This window comes from Microbacterium sp. (genome assembly GCF_041641055.1).
Taxonomy (GTDB): Bacteria; Actinomycetota; Actinomycetes; order Actinomycetales; family Microbacteriaceae; genus Microbacterium.
On record NZ_JBEPZB010000040.1, the window covers coordinates 3454 to 22637 of the forward strand.

24 protein-coding genes are annotated in these 19184 nt (G+C 69.8%); 15 read left to right on the forward strand and 9 right to left on the reverse strand.

The genetic code is table 11. From position 1 onward, the window contains the following. The coding region (locus tag ACESK8_RS16495; RefSeq protein WP_372969605.1) for an HU family DNA-binding protein at positions 1 to 202 on the forward strand (202 nt) is incomplete at its 5' end. 85 nt (positions 203 to 287) lie between these two features. Then, positions 288 to 2297, forward strand: coding sequence for a cytochrome c oxidase assembly protein (locus ACESK8_RS16500; protein ID WP_372969606.1), 2010 nt, complete (start codon positions 288 to 290; stop codon positions 2295 to 2297). 42 nt (positions 2298 to 2339) lie between these two features. On the opposite strand, the gene ACESK8_RS16505 is transcribed toward ACESK8_RS16500, so the two are convergent. After that, entirely contained in the window at positions 2340 to 3410 is a 1071-nt protein-coding gene (locus ACESK8_RS16505; protein ID WP_372969607.1) for a hypothetical protein, read from the reverse strand. 110 nt (positions 3411 to 3520) lie between these two features. Between ACESK8_RS16505 and ACESK8_RS16510 the strand changes: the two genes are divergently transcribed. Continuing rightward, positions 3521 to 4915, forward strand: coding sequence for an ATP-dependent RecD-like DNA helicase (locus ACESK8_RS16510; protein WP_372969608.1), 1395 nt, complete (start codon positions 3521 to 3523; stop codon positions 4913 to 4915). 12 nt (positions 4916 to 4927) lie between these two features. Here ACESK8_RS16510 and ACESK8_RS16515 read toward each other — a convergent pair whose 3' ends face one another. Together ACESK8_RS16515 and ACESK8_RS16520 are read right to left on the reverse strand one after the other, a co-directional pair. Continuing rightward, on the reverse strand, positions 4928 to 5575 hold the full coding sequence (locus ACESK8_RS16515) for a heme oxygenase (biliverdin-producing) (protein WP_372969609.1): 648 nt from the start codon (positions 5573 to 5575) through the stop codon (positions 4928 to 4930). Between the two features lie 54 nt (positions 5576 to 5629). Then, positions 5630 to 5944, reverse strand: a complete 315-nt coding sequence (locus tag ACESK8_RS16520) for a DUF2470 domain-containing protein (protein WP_372969610.1) — start codon at positions 5942 to 5944, stop codon at positions 5630 to 5632. Positions 5945 to 6033: 89 nt separating this feature from the next. On the opposite strand from ACESK8_RS16520, the gene ACESK8_RS16525 reads away from it, so the two are divergent. Together ACESK8_RS16525 and corA are read left to right on the forward strand one after the other, a co-directional pair. Then, positions 6034 to 7320 carry a serine hydrolase domain-containing protein gene (locus ACESK8_RS16525; RefSeq protein ID WP_372969611.1) on the forward strand — a complete coding sequence of 429 codons (1287 nt, stop codon included), beginning with the start codon at positions 6034 to 6036 and terminating at the stop codon, positions 7318 to 7320. A gap of 46 nt (positions 7321 to 7366) precedes the next feature. Beyond that, positions 7367 to 8383 (forward strand): magnesium/cobalt transporter CorA, encoded by a 1017-nt coding sequence (corA, locus tag ACESK8_RS16530; protein ID WP_372969612.1) that lies wholly within the window; start codon positions 7367 to 7369, stop codon positions 8381 to 8383. 9 nt (positions 8384 to 8392) lie between these two features. On the opposite strand, the gene ACESK8_RS16535 is transcribed toward corA, so the two are convergent. After that, positions 8393 to 8617: a multidrug transporter gene (locus tag ACESK8_RS16535; protein WP_372969613.1), complete on the reverse strand. Its 225-nt coding sequence runs from the start codon at positions 8615 to 8617 to the stop codon at positions 8393 to 8395. Next, entirely contained in the window at positions 8604 to 9995 is a 1392-nt protein-coding gene (locus tag ACESK8_RS16540) for an APC family permease (protein WP_372969614.1), read from the reverse strand. Before ACESK8_RS16540 ends, ACESK8_RS16535 begins: the two co-directional genes overlap by 14 nt. 209 nt (positions 9996 to 10204) lie before the next feature. Between ACESK8_RS16540 and ACESK8_RS16545 the strand changes: the two genes are divergently transcribed. Continuing rightward, entirely contained in the window at positions 10205 to 10849 is a 645-nt protein-coding gene (locus ACESK8_RS16545; protein ID WP_372969615.1) for an MIP/aquaporin family protein, read from the forward strand. Positions 10850 to 10968: 119 nt separating this feature from the next. Beyond that, the gene (locus ACESK8_RS16550) at positions 10969 to 11640 is read left to right on the forward strand and encodes a GPP34 family phosphoprotein (RefSeq protein WP_372969616.1); all 672 of its coding nucleotides are present in this window, start codon (positions 10969 to 10971) and stop codon (positions 11638 to 11640) included. A 261-nt stretch (positions 11641 to 11901) separates the two neighbouring features. On the opposite strand, the gene ACESK8_RS16555 is transcribed toward ACESK8_RS16550, so the two are convergent. Next, positions 11902 to 12651 (reverse strand): DeoR/GlpR family DNA-binding transcription regulator, encoded by a 750-nt coding sequence (locus ACESK8_RS16555; RefSeq protein WP_372969617.1) that lies wholly within the window; start codon positions 12649 to 12651, stop codon positions 11902 to 11904. Between the two features lie 68 nt (positions 12652 to 12719). On the opposite strand from ACESK8_RS16555, the gene ACESK8_RS16560 reads away from it, so the two are divergent. After that, positions 12720 to 13091 (forward strand): DUF4406 domain-containing protein, encoded by a 372-nt coding sequence (locus ACESK8_RS16560; protein ID WP_372969618.1) that lies wholly within the window; start codon positions 12720 to 12722, stop codon positions 13089 to 13091. A gap of 32 nt (positions 13092 to 13123) precedes the next feature. Here the strand turns inward: ACESK8_RS16560 and ACESK8_RS16565 are convergent, their stop codons facing one another. After that, positions 13124 to 14080, reverse strand: a complete 957-nt coding sequence (locus tag ACESK8_RS16565; RefSeq protein ID WP_372969619.1) for an NADP-dependent oxidoreductase — start codon at positions 14078 to 14080, stop codon at positions 13124 to 13126. A 78-nt stretch (positions 14081 to 14158) separates the two neighbouring features. On the opposite strand from ACESK8_RS16565, the gene ACESK8_RS16570 reads away from it, so the two are divergent. Next, on the forward strand, positions 14159 to 14977 hold the full coding sequence (locus ACESK8_RS16570) for a 3-octaprenyl-4-hydroxybenzoate carboxy-lyase (protein WP_372969620.1): 819 nt from the start codon (positions 14159 to 14161) through the stop codon (positions 14975 to 14977). Between the two features lie 2 nt (positions 14978 to 14979). Here the strand turns inward: ACESK8_RS16570 and ACESK8_RS16575 are convergent, their stop codons facing one another. Together ACESK8_RS16575 and ACESK8_RS16580 are read right to left on the reverse strand one after the other, a co-directional pair. Beyond that, positions 14980 to 15885 (reverse strand): SDR family NAD(P)-dependent oxidoreductase, encoded by a 906-nt coding sequence (locus ACESK8_RS16575; RefSeq protein ID WP_372969621.1) that lies wholly within the window; start codon positions 15883 to 15885, stop codon positions 14980 to 14982. 10 nt (positions 15886 to 15895) lie between these two features. Further along, positions 15896 to 16471 (reverse strand): isochorismatase family protein, encoded by a 576-nt coding sequence (locus ACESK8_RS16580; protein ID WP_372969622.1) that lies wholly within the window; start codon positions 16469 to 16471, stop codon positions 15896 to 15898. A 206-nt stretch (positions 16472 to 16677) separates the two neighbouring features. Here ACESK8_RS16580 and ACESK8_RS16585 point away from each other — a divergent pair, with 206 nt between their 5' ends. The 6 genes from ACESK8_RS16585 to ACESK8_RS16610 all read left to right on the forward strand — a co-directional run. Continuing rightward, the gene (locus ACESK8_RS16585; protein WP_372969623.1) at positions 16678 to 17214 is read left to right on the forward strand and encodes an Asp23/Gls24 family envelope stress response protein; all 537 of its coding nucleotides are present in this window, start codon (positions 16678 to 16680) and stop codon (positions 17212 to 17214) included. Next, on the forward strand, positions 17211 to 17399 hold the full coding sequence (locus ACESK8_RS16590; RefSeq protein ID WP_056512003.1) for a DUF2273 domain-containing protein: 189 nt from the start codon (positions 17211 to 17213) through the stop codon (positions 17397 to 17399). The genes ACESK8_RS16585 and ACESK8_RS16590 overlap by 4 nt, the downstream gene beginning before the upstream one ends. After that, complete coding sequence (locus ACESK8_RS16595) at positions 17399 to 17794, forward strand: hypothetical protein (RefSeq protein ID WP_372969624.1); 396 nt, start codon at positions 17399 to 17401, stop codon at positions 17792 to 17794. Before ACESK8_RS16590 ends, ACESK8_RS16595 begins: the two co-directional genes overlap by 1 nt. After that, positions 17791 to 18375: a DNA/RNA endonuclease G gene (locus ACESK8_RS16600; RefSeq protein ID WP_372969625.1), complete on the forward strand. Its 585-nt coding sequence runs from the start codon at positions 17791 to 17793 to the stop codon at positions 18373 to 18375. Before ACESK8_RS16595 ends, ACESK8_RS16600 begins: the two co-directional genes overlap by 4 nt. Beyond that, complete coding sequence (locus ACESK8_RS16605) at positions 18372 to 18986, forward strand: hypothetical protein (RefSeq protein WP_372969626.1); 615 nt, start codon at positions 18372 to 18374, stop codon at positions 18984 to 18986. Before ACESK8_RS16600 ends, ACESK8_RS16605 begins: the two co-directional genes overlap by 4 nt. Before the next feature lie 93 nt (positions 18987 to 19079). Continuing rightward, positions 19080 to 19184, forward strand: a 105-nt coding sequence (locus ACESK8_RS16610) for a CsbD family protein (protein ID WP_372969627.1), incomplete at its 3' end; no start/stop codon positions are given.

Here is a 19184-nt window from a genome sequence, read left to right on the forward strand (position 1 = left end):
CCTCGACGCGCTGTTCTCCTCGGTCTCCGACGCTGTTGCCAAGGGCAGCAAGGTCTCGATCCCGGGCTGGATCTCGTTCGAGCAGGTCGCGACCGCAGCTCGCACGGGCCGCAACCCGCAGACCGGTGCCGAGATCAAGATCCCGGCCGGCCACCGCGTCAAGGTGACCGCTGGTTCCAAGCTCAAGGCTGCCGTCAAGTAAGACCGCACCTCTTCGAAGGCCGCTCCCGACCCGTCGGGGGCGGCCTTCGTGCTCCCGCCCCGCCACAGCCGCTTAGGCTTGAGGGGTGAGTGTCCGCGCCGTGCAGAACCCGACCGCCTCCGCGTATCGCGCGGGCGGCATCGGCATTCTGCTCGCCGCCGGCCTGATCGGCGTGCTGATCGCCCTCCTGATCGGCGGCGGCGCGGCACCGCTGCTGCTGCAGGACCCCGGTCCCTTCGTGCGGTGGGCGACCCCGATCGTCAAGCTCGTGATGAACATCGCCTCGGCGGCGATGCTCGGCTCGCTCGTGCTCGCGCTGTTCGCGCTGCGCAGTGAGGAGAAGTCGTTCGACATCGCCCTGAACACCGCCTCCGCGGGTGCCGCCGTGTTCACGGTCTCTGCCGGGATCAGCGGGTTCTTCACGTTCATGGCGGCCTTCAACCCGCAGCTCAGCGCGGAACGCGAGTTCGGGGAGCAGCTCGGACGCTTCCTGCTCGAACTGCCGCTGGGTCAGTCCTGGCTGATCACGACGATCATCGGCGCCGTGGTGACGGTGCTGGCGTTCGCCTGGCGCACCTGGACGCCCACGCTCATCACGGCCATCCTCGCCGCCATCTCGTTCCTGCCGCTCGCCACGCAGGGGCATTCCGGCGAACTGGCCGGCCACAACACCGCCGTGAACTCCATCCTGCTGCACACGATCGGCGCATCGGTCTGGCTCGGTGGCCTCCTGGTCGTCGTGATCCTGCGGGGCCGCTCCGGGATCGGCACCGAGAACCTCGTGAGCCGATACTCGAGCCTGGCGATCGCCGCCTTCGCCGTCGTGGCCGTCTCGGGTGTCGCGCGTTCCGTCGTGGCGCTCGGCGACATCTCCCAGCTGTGGACGCCGTACGGCACCATCCTCCTCGCGAAGGTCGTGCTGCTGATCGCTCTCGGCATGCTCGGCGCCTGGTACCGCATCCGCCTGATCCCTCGGCTGGAAGGCTCAGGGGCGTCGCGCTGGTTCTGGATGCTGGTGCTCGGCGAACTCGCGCTGATGGGCCTCGCCTCGGGTGCCGCCGCCGCGCTGGCGCGCACCCCGCCGCCCACCGGCGAGGAGAACGCCTTCGTGCAGACGCCGGCCGAGAACCTCACCCGCTCGCCGCTGCCTCCCGAGTTCACGATCGACCGCTGGTTCACGGCGTGGGACATCGACGTGCTCTGGCTCGTCGCGGCCGGTTTCGGGCTCTTCCTCTACCTCGCGGGAGTCCGGCGGCTGCGTCAGCGGGGCGACCGCTGGCCGATCCATCGCACGGTCTTCTGGGTGCTGGGCATGCTGCTGCTGATCTGGGTCACGGGTGGCCCGATCAACGCCTACCAGGAGTACCTCTTCAGCGTGCACATGCTCGGGCACATGATGCTGTCGATGGCGATCCCGCTGCTGCTCGTCTCCGGCGCACCGATCACGCTGGCCCTGCGCGCGGTCCACAAGCGCGACGACGGCACCCGGGGCGGTCGGGAATGGATCCTCTGGGCCGTGCACTCGCCGTTCTCGCGGGTCGTCACGCATCCGTTCGTCGCGGCGGGCATCTTCATCCTGTCGCTCTGGGCGTTCTACTTCACCGACCTGGTGCGCTGGTCGATGTATGAGCACCTCGGCCATGAGTGGATGGTCGCGCACTTCCTGATCTCCGGCTACCTCTTCGTGATGAGCCTCGTCGGGGCGGATCCGGTGCCGTACCGGCTGCCGTATCCCGGTCGCCTCATCACTCTCATCGCGATCATGGCCATGCACGCGTTCTTCGGCATCGCCATCATGATGCAGGAGGGGCTCATGGTGGCCGACTGGTTCGGCTCGATGGGCCGCACCTGGGGCCCGGCGCCTCTCGATGATCAGTACATCGGCGGTGGCATCGCCTGGTCGATCGGCGAGATCCCGACGCTGATCCTGGCGATCACGGTCGCGATCCAGTGGAGCCGCAGCGACACGAAGCTGCAGAAGCGCCGCGACCGGCACGCCGACCGCACCGGCGAGGCCGAGCTGGAGGAGTACAACGCCCAGCTGGCGGCGCTCGCCGAGCGGGATCGCCGCCAGGCCGAACGTGGAGTGCGCTGACCGAGCCGGACGCGCGCCGACCGAACCCGAGAGCGCGCCGACCTAGCCCGTCGGCTCGTCGTCCGGAGAGCCGACGCGGATGGACACCTTGCCGTCGGGGAGGATCGTGATCGATCCGTTCACCTGGAACTCGACGTCCTCGGAGACGGGCTCGACCGAACCGTCGAAGAGCGACTGGATCTCGACCTGGACGTGCGCGACGGCATCCGTCGGAGGGATCTTCCACTGGCCGCCGTCAGGGACGACGCTCACCGGCGGCTGGGTCGCGATCGACCACTTCGGCAGTGAGGCCAGGCGGTTGTAGACCTCGAGCCCGAACGGGCAGGCGGTCGGCTGCAGCACCTCCTGCGTGGTGCATTCGGTGAGGAACTCCTCCACCCGCTGCTGCACGACCTCGACGAAGTCGGCGGTGGGCTCGGTCTGCACGTCGACGGGCGTGGTGGCGAGCGGGGTGTCGGCGAGGACGCCGGCTCCCTCCGAGGTCGAGATCGGGGTGTCGACGGTCACCGAATAGAGGCCGGGGGTGAACACCAGCATCGGCAGGGGGTCGAGCGGAGCAGCCTCTGCGCCCGCGGACGACACCTGGCGGCGGTCCATCTCGAAGCCGTTGACAGCGAACTGGTCGGCGCCACGCAGCGTCAGCTCGACCACCGCGAGCGGGCTGGTCGTGAAGCGCCAGTTCGGGGTGACGCCGGCCCAGCCGTCCTGTTCGACGGTGAAGGTCGTGGTGCCCGCGTGGCCTGCGGCCTTGTACGAGACGGTGACGGCCGTCTTGTCACCGTCCGGCTTCTCCGAGACGACCTCGACATCGGTGAGCGGCGAGAGCGCCGTGGTGCGCAGCAGAGCCTCGGATGCGGTCGCCCCGATCCCCGCGACCTCGAGCGTCTCGCGGTCGATCGCGACACCCGGCACCTGGAGGGCATCGGCCGCGCGCCCCTCGGAGAGCAGGTCGAGATAGCGGACGACGAACGCCGACGGGCCGTAGAACTGTCGGTACAGCGTGACGCCGCCTGCGGCGAGGGCGGCCACCAGGACGAGGCCGACGACCGCGAGCATCGCGAGGTCGGCGACGAGGCGCGAGCGCCGGGGCGCCTTCGTCTCCACCTGCTGCATGGCGCAAGTCTAGGAGTGCGTCCTGAGGGGATGCCGAGCAGTGCCCCCGTAGCATGGGGGAGCGCGTGTTCCGCGTGCATCCCGCCGTCGTCGCCCCGTGTGAGAGAACCGTGTCGCTTCCCGCCCTGTCCGAAGAGCAGCAAGAGCTGTTCCGGCTGATCGAGGACACCAGCGAGCACGTCTTCATCACCGGGCGCGCGGGCACGGGCAAGTCGACGCTGCTGCAGTACTTCTCGTGGAACACGAAGAAGCAGATCGCGATCTGCGCGCCGACCGGCGTCGCCGCGCTGAATGTCGAGGGTCAGACGATCCATTCGCTGTTCCGCCTGCCGATCGGCCTGATCGGCGATTCGGACATCGACCAGAACGACAACACCCGCCGCATCCTCAACGCGATCGAGACGCTGGTGATCGACGAGATCTCCATGGTCAACGCCGATCTGATGGATGCGATCGATCGCTCTCTGCGTCAGGCGCGCGGCAAGCGCGGCATCCCGTTCGGAGGGGTGCAGATCGTCATGTTCGGCGATCCGTACCAGCTGGCTCCTGTGCCGCCGCGCGGTGACGAACTGCGATATGTGAAGGACCACTACCGATCGTTCTGGTTCTTCGACGCGAAGGTGTGGGCGGGATCCGCCGGAGGCGCGGCGGAGGACGAGGACGGCGGACTGTTCGCCGTCGACACCCGAGCCGAGCTCCACGTGCGGGAGCTCGTGCAGATCCACCGTCAGTCCGACGACGGGTTCAAGGCCATGCTGAACGCGGTGCGCTACGGGCGGGTCACGGCGGAGATCGCCGGCGTCCTCAACACGCAGGGCGCGCGGACGCCCCCCGATCCCGAGCCCGGCGAGGTGCCGATGATCACCCTCGCCACGCGCAACGACATCGTCAACAGCATCAACAGTCGGCACCTCGCAGCCCTGCCGGGCAAGGAGCAGACCGCGCGTGCCGAGGTGAGCGGGGAGTTCGGCCGCGGTGAGGCGTCGCTTCCCGCCGAATCAGAGCTGAAGCTCAAGATCGGTGCCCAGGTGATGTTCCTGCGCAACGACACGTCGATGTCGGGGGAGCCTCCCCGGTGGGTGAACGGCACGATCGGCACCGTGGTCCGCATCCTCGGCGAGACCGTGCGCGTCGAGATCGACGGCGAGGAGGTCGACGTCGAGCCGGCGGTCTGGGAACGGTTCCGATACTCGTACGAGCCCACCACCAAGAAGCTGAGCCGAGACGTCGTGGCCGAGTTCACGCAGTTCCCGCTGCGCCTGGCCTGGGCCGTCACGATCCACAAGTCGCAGGGCAAGACCTACGACCGCGCCATCATCGACCTCGGCTCCGGAGCCTTCGCCCCGGGGCAGACCTACGTCGCGCTCTCGCGCCTCACCTCGCTCGACGGTCTCTACCTGTCGAGGCCGCTGCGCCCGAGCGACATCCGCGTCGACGAGGACGTGCGACGCTTCATGCGCGATGCGTGGCTCGCGGCATCCACTCCCGAGGTCGGCAAGGGCTGAGCCCGCTCGTCGTCAGGCGGCGATGCGCGCGCGGTCGAGGTCTTCGAACAGCTCGGTGTTGAAGCGGTAGGCGAGCAGCACCTCGTCGATCACGCGCTCCCGCTCGGCGTCGTCCCACGGCGCAGCATCCAGCTGCTCGCGGTAGACGTCCTTGAAGGCGGAGGGGTCGGCGATGTCGTCGAACAGGTAGAAGCCGATGCCGTTGGTCTCGAAGCCGAAGCGACGGGCCATGACGCGCCCGATGAAGATGCCGCCCGACAGGTCGCCCAGGTAGCGCGTGTAGTGGTGCGCGACGAAACCGCCCGCCCAGGTGGCGCCGACCTGGCGGATGCGCTCGACGTAGCGCTGCGTGGTCGGCAGGGCGACGATCTGCTCCCGCCAGTCCGGGCCGACGAGGAACTCGAGGTCCGCCTCGAGGGCGGGAAGGCGGGTGAGCTTGTCGCTGAGGAAGACGGATGCCACGGGGTCGTGGCGCATCCGCTCGCCTGCCCCTTCGAGCGCTTCGTAGATGAAGTAGTGCTGTGCGACGAGGGCGATGTAGTCCTCTCGCGACCCCTCGCCCTTGAGCAGGTCGGACATGAAGCCCGCGCCCTCACTGCGGGAGTGCGATCCGGAGGAGCGCTCACGGAGGGCTGCGGAGAAGGAGAGGATCTCGGACATGTGCCCAGTGTAAGGGTTGCCTAACCTGAAAGGAAACCCTCGGATCCGTCCATGTCAGCCGTGCGGTCGCGGCTCCACGCCCAGGCGCTCGCACGCCAGATCGTACAGCGCCACGACCTCCCGCCGCACGGCGGGTCGCTCGCTGATCGCCCCGGACGGCCAGGCGACGCGCAGCTCCGTGAGCTCGCCGCCGCGGGTGACCTCCCAGGTGCCGCCGTCGCCGTCGAGACCGGTCATCACGGCGCCGGTGATCTCGCCGCCTTCCGCGGGGGAGAAGGCGCGGGCGATGAGGAGATTGTCGTCGGTGTGGTCGCCGTTCATGTGGCGGAGGATGGCGGAGACGACGTCGGCATCGAAGATGTGGGGCATGCCCATCACCCTAAACGGGCCCACGCGATGCGGTCTTTCAGGATCCGCGTTCTAGACTCGGGAGACACGTCTTCCGGGGGTTCCCTTTCATGCAGCTTCTCTCGTCGCGCAGGTTCCGCGCAGCAGCGGCCGGCGTCGCCGTGCTCGGACTCTTCCTCACCGGATGCACCGCTGAGCCCGACTTCACCTATGAGCCGCCCGCGCAGGTCGACGGCACCCTGCCCGACGACACCGTCGCAGCGATGGAGGCGGCGGTCACCAACGCGCTGACCGCATCCGGTGCCACGGGCGCCGTGGTGGGCGTCTGGGTGCCGTGGAGCGGCAGCTGGGTGACCGGCATCGGCACGCAGGATCCCGGCGCAGGGGCGGAGATCAGCACCGACATGGCCTTCCGCGTCGCCGATGTCACGCGGCTGATGACGTGCGACGTGCTCTACGGCCTCGCCGACGACGGCATCGTCGAGCTCGACGCCCCGGTGCCCGAGTACGTCTCGGGTGTGGCCGACATGAAGGACATCACACTGCTCGACCTGTGCAACGGCACGAGTGGGGCGGGCTCCTCCGAGGCGACGGCGAAGTCGGCGTGGATGAACACCCCCGAGCGGGTGTGGGCGCCGCTCGAGCTCGCGTCCTACGGCTTGGGAGCGAGCCGCGGAACGCCGCACACGACCTACCGCAACTCCGACTCGGGATACCTGATCCTCGGACTCGCTCTCGAGCGGGCATCGGGTCTCACGGCATCCGAGCTCATCGCCCAGTACGTCACCGAGCCCCTCGGCCTCGAGAACACCTCGCTCCCCGGTGCGGCGGCCGCCAAGCCCGCGAGCTCGGGTCCGGTCATGAACGGCCACTACCTGTCGGCCGTCGAGGGCGGCTACAACTGCGCCGCTCCCGTCGACATCACGACGCTCTCGTCGAGCACCGGCTACACGGATTCCGGCGTCGTCTCCACGATCGACGACCTCGGGCGCTACGCGCAGGCCGAGGCGAGGCAGGCGCTGCGGACCGAGAAGGAGCCCGACCGCTTCGGCGCCCCGCTGCCGGTGAGCGACAAGGCGCCCTCCTGGTACCAGGCGACCGGTGGCGGCCTGCTGGTCGGCTCGATGGTCGGCCAGTACGGCTGGACCCCCGGCTACCAGACCGCCGCCTTCTCCGACCCCGAGACCGGGTTCACGGTGGCGGTGTCGCTGAACGACTCCACCACCGGCGGATCGACGGCGGCGTACCTCTCGTGGGAGCTCGCGGCGATCGCCTCCAAGGCGCCGGCCGCCTCCGGTCAGACGGCGCCCGACTTCGGTCTGCCGTTCACGGCGGAGCAGTACCACAAGAGCATCACGGACTCGGCGATCGCCTGCGTCGCGCCTCCCGCGGGCTGATCGCTCGGGGGAAGCGTCGCGGCCCGACCGCACGGAAGGGGAGCCGATGGCGATCATCGACAACGCGATCTACGTCGACGGCATCCGCACGGAGAACCCGCGGAGTCTGAGCGAGACCTTCGAGGCGCTGCGCGACCGCGGCGGGATGAGTTGGATCGGCCTGTATCGGCCGAGCGAGGCCGAGATCCGCGAGGTCGCCGAGGAGTTCGGCATCCACGCCCTCGTCGTCGAGGACGCTCTCTCGGGCCATCAGCGCTCGAAGCTCGAGCGCTACGGCGAGGTGCTCTTCATGGTGCTGCGCTCTGCTCGGTACCTCGACGCGTCGGAAGAGGTCGAGTTCGGGGAGATCCACGTGCTCGTCGGGCCGGACTTCGTGGTCACGATCCGCCATGCGGAGTCGCCGGACCTCGGACGTGTGCGTCGCCGGCTCGAGGGCGATCCCGCTCTGCTGAAGCTGGGCCCCGAAGCCGTGCTCTACGCGATCCTCGACGAGGTCGTCGACGAATACGCGCCGGTCCTCGCCGGTCTCGAGAACGACATCGACGAGATCGAGAGCCAGCTGTTCGAGGACGAGGTCGACGCCACGCAGCGCATCTACGAGCTCGGACGCGAGGTGATCGACTTCCAGCGGGCGGTGCAGCCCCTCGCCGGCATGCTCGACGCGCTGCTGCGCGGTTCGACCAAGTACGACGTCGACGAGGAGCTGCAGCGGTACCTCCGCGACGTCCTCGACCACACCCTGCGGGTCTCCGAGCGCGCCAACACGTTCCGCACCGTGCTCGACAACGCGCTGACCGTCGAGTCGACGATCGTCGCCCGACGCCAGAACGAGGAGATGCGCCGGATGACCGAGCTCAGCATCCGCCAGAACGACGAGGTGAAGAAGATCTCCGGGTGGGCGGCGATCCTGTTCGCCCCGACGCTGGTCGGCACGGTGTACGGCATGAACTTCGACCACATGCCCGAACTGCACTGGGTGCTCGGCTACCCGATGGCCCTGGGGCTGATGATCGCCATGGGGTTCGGGCTGTATTGGGTCTTCCGGCGCAAGGGCTGGCTGTAGGGCGCTCGACTACTGCGCGTCGTCCTCGTCGTCGGTCTCGACGCCGGGCCCGGGGCCTGGCCGGACCGGAGCATCCGGCGCGATGTCGATCCGCGTGTTGCCGTCGTGCTCCGAGACCTCGATGCGCGGCGCGGCGTCGGCCTCGGTGGCATCCGGTGCCGCGGTCAGCTGATCGTGTCGCTTCTCCTCGCTGGTCATCGCGTCATCGGCGGGGGTCTGGTCAGGCGTGCTCATGGTTCTCCTTCGGAGTCTCGGATGTGGGGTCTTCGGTCGGGTTCGCGGCGCGGGTGCCATCGCTCCGCTTCCGTCCCCATCGCGCCAGCAGGTAGAGCACGGCACCCACCGCCAGCAGGATCGCGCCGAACAGCCAGACGACGGGCCGTTGCTGCGTGAGGAGCAGGATGCAGGAGGCGATCCCGAGCACCGGGATGACGGTCCAGATGCGGAAGTGGTCGTGCTCGACGTGGTCGCGGCGCAGCACCAGGACCGACACGTTGACGCTCAGGAAGACGATCAGCAGGAGCAGCACCACGGTCTCGGCGAGGGTCGCCAGGTCGCCGACCAGGGTGAGGCCCATGGCGACGAGGGTGGTGGTGAGGATCGCGACCCACGGGGTCTTGCGCTTGGGGAGCACACGCCCCAGCGCCGACGGCAGCAGGTTCTGCTCCGCCATCCCGTAGGTGAGCCGGCTCACCATGATCATCGTGAGGAGGGCGCCGTTGGCGACCGCGATGAGCGCGATCAGGCTGAACAGCCAGGAGGGGATGCTCGCGCCGGCGGCCTCGACCACCGAGAGCAGCGGTCCGCTGGACTCCTGCAGCTCGGAGGCAGGAAGGGCGACGGAGCTCGCGATCCCGACGAGGACGTATACGGCGCCGGCGGTGAACAACGCGCCGAACAGGGCCCGGGGGTACGTGCGCCGCGGGTCCTTGACCTCCTCGATCATGTTGGCGGAGGTCTCGAAGCCGACGAACGAGTAGTACGCGATGACGGCACCGGCCAGAACGGCCATCGCGACCGGGGTGCCCTCAGGCGTCTGGGTGAGCCGCGAGGTGTCGCCACCGCCGCCGGCCACGAAGATCCCCACCACCACGATGACGATGACGAGACCGCTCAGTTCGATCGCGGTCATCACGAGGTTCGCGCCGAGCGACTCCCGAATGCCGCGGGCGTTCAGCGCCGCGACGATCGCGAGGAACACGATCGCGACCGGGATCGTCGGGAGGTCGAAGAACGTCCCCAGATAGTCGCCCGCGAACGCGATCGCGAGACCGGCCGCACTGGTGACTCCGGCCGCGAGCATGCTGAAGCCCACGAGGAACGACACCACGGGACTGTGGAAGGCGCGCTCCGCGAACACCGAGGCACCGCCCGCTCTGGGGTACTTCGTGACCAGCTCGGCGTACGAGCCGGCGGTGAGCAGAGCCAGCAGCAGCGCGAGCAGGAGCGGAGCCCACAGCATCCCGCCGACCTTCTCGGAGAGCACGCCCATGAGCGCGTAGATGCCGGCGCCGAGCACGTCGCCGAGGATGAATGCGAACAGGAGGGGGCCGGTGATGGCACGGCGCAGCCGAGTGGGCTCGGGCTGCGCCTTCGCGGTATCAGAGGTCATCCTGGCACCGTAGACACCAGGCGGCGTCGAGGCGACGGGGTTGACACGGGACGGGAGGGCACTCAGCTTCTTCACAGGTGCCCGCGCGGCGCGCCAGGGGAACGGCATCGGTGTCGCTAGATTCAGGGGCATTCACGGAAGGTGCGTCAGCTGGAGTGCGCAGGCGGACGGGGGTCGCCTTCCCTCACCTCACAGAAAGAGCACTTCACATGACCGGTACACCTCGCAAGGCGCTCGCTGAAGCGCTCGCGACCTTCCTGTTCGTCCTCGCGATCATCGCCGCGGTGAACAGCGAGAGCCCGCTGACACCGCTCGCCATCGGCTTCACGCTCGCCGTTCTCGTCTACTCGACGGGTCACATCTCGGGTGCCCACCTCAACCCCGCCGTCTCGGTCGGCGTGTTCCTGCGCGGCGGACTCAGCGTCGTCGACTTCATCGCGTACCTCATCGCCCAGTTCGTCGGCGGCGCGCTCGCCGCGCTGACGAGCTTCGCGGTGTGGCCGGCCGGCGGCGAGGCCACCGTGATCGAGGTCGGCCCTGCGTTCTTCGTCGAGGCGCTGTTCACGCTCATCCTGGTCTGGGTCGTGCTGAACACGGCGACCTCGAAGGACACCGACGGCAACTCCTTCTACGGCCTCGCGATCGGTGCGACCGTGTTCATCGGTGCGGCGACGGTCGGCTCGATCTCGGGCGGCGGCTTCAACCCCGCCGTCGCCCTGGGCCTCTCGGTCGGCGGGTACTTCGACTGGGCATCCCTGTGGCTGTACATCGTCGCCCCGGTGGTCGGAGCGGTCATCGCGGCGCTGCTCTTTCGCGTCCTCAACACGGACGACGCGAAGAAGATCGGCGCGTAACCGACTTCAGCGAACGCCGCGTCCTCTCCGGAGGTCGCGGCGTTCGTGCGTGCGGGGGACTTCAGGAATCATCCGTCCGGGGGATGCCGCAGCGATGCGGCCGGTCATAGCGTGGATGCATGCTGATCGTCGAGGAACTGCACATGCTGCTGCTGCGACCGGATGGCCGCACCGAGAGCGCCGTGAGCGTGAATCGGCTGTACGGGGAGGTCGCCGCCGTCATCGTCGACCTCGCCCTGCACCGACGCATCGCGGTGTCGGACGAGAAGAACCCGGTCGTCGAGATCGTGTCGACGGAGCCGACGGGCAATCCGATCCTCGACACCACGCTGCAGCGGCTGGTGCCGCTGCGGGGCAAGCGGCTGCAGTCGCTGGTCGCGCGACCGAAGCTCGATCCGCTCGAGATCGTGGTCGAGTCGCTCGTGGTGCAGGGCGTGCTCGTGCGGGGAGAGCGCGGATTCTTCGGGTGGGGCTCCGCACGCACGCCCGAATCCGACCCCGGACCCGAGCAGCTGCTCCGATCGCGGTTGGCTGCCGTCCTCGCCGGCACGGCCGCCCCCACCCAGGCCGATCTGGCGCTGCTGTCGATCCTGCAGAACCTCGATGCCGCGCACGCGATCCTCCGCGAGGAGAGCGGCGGCCTGTCGTCGCGGGAGCTGAAGAAGCGGATCATCGAGCTCACGGCCGGATCGGCGGCGGGGGATGCGGTCGCCAAGGCCGTGCACGATGCGATCGCCGCCGCCATGGTGGCCATCATGACGCCGACGATCGTGGCCGCGACCATCACCTGACGCCGTCCCCGGCCGCATCCGTCCGAAGCTGTGCCCGCCGGCCCGGGCACAACTTCGGAGTCCAGCGGCGACGCGCCGGGCTGGGAGGGTGCCGGGCGGCGTGTCGGGGGCATCCGTCCGAAGCTGTGCCCGCGGCGGGGGGACGGGACAGACCCGCGGCCCGGGCACAACCTCGGAGTCCAGCGGCGACGCGCCGGGCTGGGAGGGTGCCGGGCGGCGTGTCAGGGGCGTCCGTCCGAAGCTGTGCCCGCGGCGGATGCCTCAGCGGAGCACGGGCACGCGGGCCGCGAGCTCGTCGAGCACCGGATCGGTGACGAGCGGGTCGACGACGATGCCGGCGACCCGCTCGAGGTCGAGCACCGGGTAGCGTGACGTCGCGCCGATCTTCTCCTCGCTGCCCAGTACGAGGGTCTGCGTGCATCGGGCGGCGATCGCTCGCTTCGTCGCAGCGTCGCCCAGGTCGCCGGTCGTCAGCCCGTGGACCGGATCGATCCCGGTCACGCCCAGGAAGAAGAGGTCGGCGGAGAGATGCTGCACGGCCTCCGTCGCGAGCGGACCTCCGGCGACCATCGAGAACCTCGAGAGCTCGCCGCCGATGATGACGATGCGCGCCTCGGTATGCTCGGCGACGGCGAGAGCGACGGCGGGACTCGGCGTGATGACCGTGAGGTCGGCGCCGTGCGGCAGCATGCGGGCCATCGCGAGCGTCGTGGTTCCGGCATCCAGCACGACCGTCGAGCCCGGCGGGATCAGCTCGACGGCGCGGCGGGCGACCCGCTCCTTGCTCTCGGTGGCCAGAGACGACCGCTCATCGACGGGCCGGTCGGCCGGCGGAATCGGCAGGGCGCCGCCGTAGACCCGGACGAGCTCGCCCGCATCTGCGAGTTCGCGCAGGTCACGCCGGATCGAGTCCTCGGAGACCCCGAGGTCGACCGCGACCTGCTTCGCGATGATCCGGCCGTCCTGGTGCAGGATTCCGAGCAGGTGATCTTTGCGCTGCGCACTCAGCATCCGCTCGCCTCATTCTGTTGATTCACGAAGTTGCACGTTTCTGCACGGTTAACGTTACAGTCTTCTCCATGACGACACCACTCCTGATCCTGATCGCCGGCCCCTACCGCTCCGGCACCGGCGGCGACCCCGCCCTGATCGCCCGCAACCTCGAGATCCTCGAGGAGGCCGCCGCCCCCATCCATCGCCTCGGCCACGTTCCCATGATCGGCGAATGGGTGGCCCTGCCGGTGCTGCGCGGCATGACGGAAGCGGATGCCGCCGAGGGCGACGTCATGTACGAGACCGCCCATCGGCTGCTGCAGCACTGCGACGCCGTGCTGCGGCTCCCCGGCGAGTCGGCCGGCGCCGACAAGGACGTCGAGATCGCACTCGAACGCGGTCTGCCGGTGTACCGCTCCATCGACGAGATCCCGAGGCGTGGGGGCGCCGACGCCTAGAGACCGCGCAGGCGCCGCCGCCTGAAGGCCGCCTAGACGCCGCCGGACCCGGTCACCACGACGATCTTGCCGGTGGCGTGGCCCTTGATGGACCGGGCGTACGCGTCGCGCACATCCTCGAGCGGATGCGCGGAGTCGATCGGCAGCTCGATCACGCCGTCGGCGAGCAGGCCCGCGATCAGCGCCAGCTCGGCTCGGCCGGCGACGGCCCCACCCACCCCGCGCACCGGGAGTCGCTGCCTGGCGTCGTAGTCGGCGACGGTGTTGATCCGCTCCGGGGTGATGCCGAGCGCGATCGCGAGGTCGACCGTCCCATGACCCACCGTGTCGAGCACCACCGTGAGGCCGTCGGGCGCCGCGCGGCGGATCTCGGCCTCGAGCGTCTCCCCGTACGCGAGCGGATGGATGCCGAGCCGCCGCAGGAGGTCGTGGTTGCGGGGGCTCGCCGTTCCCAGGACCCGCGCACCGCGCCGCACGCACAGCTGCGCGGTGAGGATGCCGACTCCTCCGGCGGCGCCGCTGACGAGCACCACATCGTCGGGGCCGATCTCCTGCGACTCGACGCTCGCGACAGCGGTCCGTCCCACCACGTTCAGCGCGCCGGCGACGGTCAGCGACAGACCGTTCGGAACCCGCACCAGCAGACTCGGATCGATCACCAGGTGGTCTGCCTGCGCGTGATAGCGCAGCCCGCCGAACACCCGGTCGCCGACGCTCCAGTCCCCGACGTCCGCTCCGACCTCATCGATGACCCCCGCGAAGTCGTAGCCGTTGCCCGAGGGCAGCGAGCGCTCGTACGGATCGTGCATCGGCTGACCGCTGAACAGCTTCCAGTCCACCGGGTTCACCCCGGCGGCGGCGACCCGCACCCTGACCTCTTCTGAGGTGGGATGCGGAGGCATCCGCTCCTCGATCTCGAGCACCTCCGGCCCGCCGAAACGGCGGAAGACGACGCGGCGGGAGCGAGCGTCGTGCTGCTCTGGGGTCATGGGCCCAGCCTACGAGCGGATGCGCAGGCGCGGGCCGTCGTCGTTGCCCCTGCGGGGCGAGCCTGTTTGACTGTCGCCATGACGGATGACCGCGACGCCTTCCCCCAGCACGTCTTCGATGCACTCGGGGCCGATCCCGTCGCCTTCGAGGACCGGATCGGAGGAATGATCCGGGCGGTGGAGAAGCGGCCCGTCGACGGGCCGGTGACGGTCATGACCTCGGGTGCGTCCCTGCTGCCGACCGATTCGGGCGAGCGGGTCGAGCTGGCGGTCGAGGTGCTCGACGGACAGCAGGGCGCAGCGCTCGTCGCGCTCGGCATCGTCTGCGACGACATGGCGACCAACCGCCGCGTGCCCCCGGTCGGCGCGCCGTGGCGCAACAGCGATCCCTTCCTCTCCGGGACCGGGATCTCGGCGATCCTGGTGACGCCGTCGCGGTGGGGCGCGACGTTCGACGAGGTCCGCGCCTCCGATGGTTCAGTGCTCGGACACGTGCGCACGCTCCGCCTGCTCACGGATTCGGAGGCGGCGTACGCGGGGGCGAACGGCTGGGACGCGCTCGTCACGGCGGCGGGCTCGGTCGACGCGCTCCTCGACGTCACGAGGGGCGCTGTCGTGTCGGCTCCCGCGCTGCCCGGCAACGCGCCCGTGTTCCTGTCGAAGCTGCACGCCGAGCATCCGCCGCGGTGGGTCACCTTCACGGGTGGGGAGCTGCAGTCGGTCACCGGACTCGAGTCCGAGGAGTACATGAACGACGCGGCGAACCACGAGGTGTGGTCGGTGGACTCGTTCCTCGCCCGATTCCCCTGGGTCGCCGCCTTCGTGCGGGAGGCCCGGCCGGGGCAGACCGGGCTGTTCACCGACGCGTCCGGCGCGTACGTGCTCGAAGACGACTGAGGTCAGCCCGCGAACCGCACGCCGGTCAGCTCTTCGGCGACCGACCACAGCGCGTCCCCGACCTCGGGGGAGCGGACTCGGTCGCTCGCGCGCACGCGCGTCGGCATGCCGCGGAACTCCAGTACACCGCCGGGGCCCCAGTAGTCGCCGCCGGTGGCGTTCGCGGCGACCGCAGCGTGCACGATCGGCGCGGCTCCCGCATCCTTCCCCTGGACGAGGGGTCGGCCGAGCGAGGACAGCGCACGGGTGAGCGGCGCGACTGCGGCGAGTCCGTCGCGGCGCGGCGTGAGCGGATCGACGGCATAGCCGGGATGGGCGCACAGCGCGGACCGCGCAGTGCCCCGCCACCGACGGTCGAGGGCGAAGGCGAGTGCCATGAGCGCGGCCTTCGAACGGCCGTACTGCCGCAGCGACGAGCCCGTCCACGGCTGGGCGAGGGTGGCCGGATCGATCTCGGCGAACCGGTGCGCGAGCGATCCGACCGCGACGACGCGGGCATCGTCGGCGAGCACCGGCACGAGCTGCCCGAGGAGCGCGTAGTGTCCGAGGGCGTTCGTGCCGACCATCAGGTCCAGCCCGTCCGCCGTGCGGGCGCCGCGATCGGCCGCCTTCACCCCGGCGTTGCAGATCACGGCATCGAGGCGCTCATCCAGCGATGCTGCGGCCGAGGCGATGCTCGCGAGAGAGCCGAGATCCACGGGCAGGATGCCGAGGTCGGCGCCGGGCGCGTGCGCATGGATCGAGGCAGCCGCGACGCGAGCGCGCTCCGCTGAGCGGCATCCGAGCAGCACCCGTGCGCCGTGTCCTGCCAGGATCTCGGCGCACCAGTAGCCGATCCCTGCGTTCGCCCCCGTCACGAGGATGGTTCGGCCGGTGAGGTCGGGGAGCGCGAGCGCGAGGGTGGCCATGCCCTCCAACCTAGGCCGAGACGCCGACCCGATCGGCGGTGCGGACGACGGTGGCGAACCCGCGGGACGAGAGGATGCTCTCGGTGCGCCGCATGATGTCATCGCCCGAGACCGGCGACAGCCCGTCGGCGGCCTCGATGGGCGAGGTCGTGGTGGCATCCGTCACGAAGAGGACCTCGAAGCCCAGGTCGGCAGCCACTCGGGTGGTCGTCTCGCAGCACTGCTCGGTGCGGATGCCGCACACGACCACCTGTCCGACGCCGAGCTGCCGCAGCTGCTCCTCGAGATCCGTCGACGTGAAGGCGTTCACCGTGGTCTTCGTGACGGCGAGCTCGTCGTCACGAGGTCCGAGCTCGTCCATCACGCGGACGAATCCGCGCGCGGGGTCGAACACCCCTGCCGTTCCCGGCTCCGCGTGCGTGATCCAGACGACGACGTCTCCCCGTCGGCGCGCGTGCGCGACCAGCTGGACGATGTTGTCGATGGCGCTGGGGTTGGCGGTGGCCGCCCACTCGTCCGGCCGTTGCCGGAAGGATTCCTGGGCGTCGATCACGAGCAGAGCGGTGGCGGGGGAGTTCTGGTCCATCCGCTCATCCTCCCGGACGCGCGTGTGCGCGGACAGTGGCTGCCGCGTCATCCATCGCGTCTTCTCCGCCACCCGCGCAGCTCGCGACACCGGAGACGGATCTGTGACGAATCCCGCCCGGCACCCGTCCTATCTGTGAGCGACCCACACCCGCTCCCGGCGACGCCACACGGCCCGACCGGTACCCGTGAGACGAAGGACCAGTCATGGCAACTCAGGATCAGAACACCCCCGCCGCCTCCTCTGCGACCCCCGCCGAGAACAGCGGCGCGCAGTCCTCGCGCGCCACGCAGTCGAGCACCTCGGCTTCGCGCGTCGATCGGACCTCGTCCTTCTCGGCGTCGCGGCTCGGCGCAGACACCGCTGCCGCAGGCAAGACGGTCATCGCAGACGGCGTCGTGGCCAAGGTCGCCGGCATCGCCGCCCGTGAGGTCGCCGGCGTCTACGCGCTCGGTGGCGGCGGAGCCCGTGCCTTCGGCGCGATCCGCGATGTGATCAACGCCACCGACCTCGCGCAGGGCGTCAAGGTCGAGGTCGGCGAGACGCAGGCTGCCGCAGACCTGACCATCGTCGTCGAGTACCCCGCGCCCATCCAGGAGGTCGCCGGCAACGTGCGCGCCGCCGTGGCCGGCGCCATCACGCGCCTCGTGGGTCTGGAGGTCGTCGAGGTCAACGTCGAGGTCAACGACGTGCACGTCCCCGGCGACGACACCCAGGAGAACGAGGAGTCGCGAGTCGCATGACCCCCACCACCACCGGCGCCCTCATCGGCGCGCTCCTGGCTCTGGCGGCACTGATGTTCGGATTCTGGGGGTTCCTCCTCATGGCTCTGTTCGCCGGCATCGGCGCCCTCATCGGCCGGATCGCCTCCGGAAAGCTCGACGTCCGCGGACTCGCCGACGCCTTCACAGGGCGGCGCACCTCCTGATGCGCGTCGACCAGCACCTCGCCGCCGGTGGCGACCCCACGCGGGTCGCCACCCGGAAGGCCGCCGTCCAGGGCCGCATCGTCGTGAAGGAGCGGGTCTACCGCACGGTCACCGAACAGGCATCCTCCGCCCTGATCGGTGTGCCTCGCGGCGACGTGAAGGTCGACGTGACCGAGCATCCTCGAGGGATCCCCGTCCGCATCGCGACGCCGCTCCCGGTGCCCGATCTCGACGACACCCTCGCGATCGCCCAGACGGTCCCCGTCCTGGAGCGGGCCGGACAGCTGCAGGACCAGTTGCAGCAGCGTCTGACCGGCATCCTCGGTCGGGATGTCGTTCGGATCACCCTCACCATCACCGGTGCCACCCTCCCGGAAAGGAGACGAGTGCGATGAGCACCCCTGTTCTGCGTCGCGTCGTCCGACGCGAGACGCATTCCCCGCGCACCGTCGCGATGTTCGTCGCGGTCGTCCTCCTCATCCTCGCCCTCGCATACCTCGGGCTCGAGATCGTGCTGAGTCTCGCCGCGCAGCCCGCGCTGCTGCTCGGACCCGCCACGGCCGGGGCCTGGCTCGTGGGCCTGCCCACCGCGCAGCCACCGGCTCTCGTGATCGCCGGCAGCGCGGTGCTCGCCCTGATCGGCGTCGTGTTCATCTGGTTGGCGGTGGCACCCGGTCGGCTGTCGAAGCACACCCTGGATGCCGGAAAGCGCGCGGTGGTCGTGGACAACGGCGTGATCGCGAGCGCCCTGGCCCAGCATCTCTCCGAGGAGACCGGACTCGCTCGCGAGGCCATCATCGTCGGGGTCGGCCACCGCAGCGTCGACGTCACCGTGCGACCGGGCGCAGGCATCCCCGTCGAGAGGAGTGCCGTGCAGTCCGCCGCCGAGGCGGAGCTGCAGAGCTACCGGCTGACGCGCCGCGTCCGCACCCGCGTGCGCATCGAGCGCCCCGACCACACGGAGGACGAGCTGTGAACACCACGAACCGCGCACTGAATCGCACCCTGCTGCTCGTCATCGGGCTGCTGTTCCTGGGCCTCGGCGCCCTGGGCATCGCCGTCATGAGCTGGCCGACCGCAGCCGACATCTGGACCTCCGCCGGTGCCGACGCCCGCACCTGGCTCGACCAGGCCCTCGCGGCGACGGCGATCGCCGGCGGCAACCTGTCGTGGATCGGTCTCGGAGCGGTGGCCGCGATCCTCGTCGTCATCGTGCTCCTGATCGTCGCGCTCACCAGCATCGCCGGTCGGCGGACGAAGACGGCGTTCCGGTCGTCCGGAGCGCAGAATCCGCTGGGGCGTGTGACCGTCACCGAATCGTTCGTGTCGGATGCCGTCAAGACCTCCCTCACCACGCGGCACGAGATCCTCTCGGCGCACGTCACGGCCAACGACATCCGCCGCGAGCCGGTGCTGCATGTCGCGGTCACACCGCGGCAGAACACCGATCCTCGGGAACTGGTCGACCAGGTCGACCGGCTGCTCGCGAACCTCGCCACGCTGACCGGTCGCGACACCGCGACCTACGTCTCCCTCCACACCGGCCTGCGAGCGCGCCTCGCCCACGACCAGCGGCGACTGTCGTGAACCCAGACTCACCGTCGGTCGCGAACCGCCTCGACGATGAGACGTCGGGAACCCTCCCGACGTCCTGCACACCCCTCACGAAAGGAGCTCCTCATGGGACTCGATGACAAGATCAAGAACGCCGCTCAGGACATCGCCGGCAAGGCGAAGGAAGCGATCGGCAACGCGACCGACAACGACAAGCTCGCCGCCGAAGGC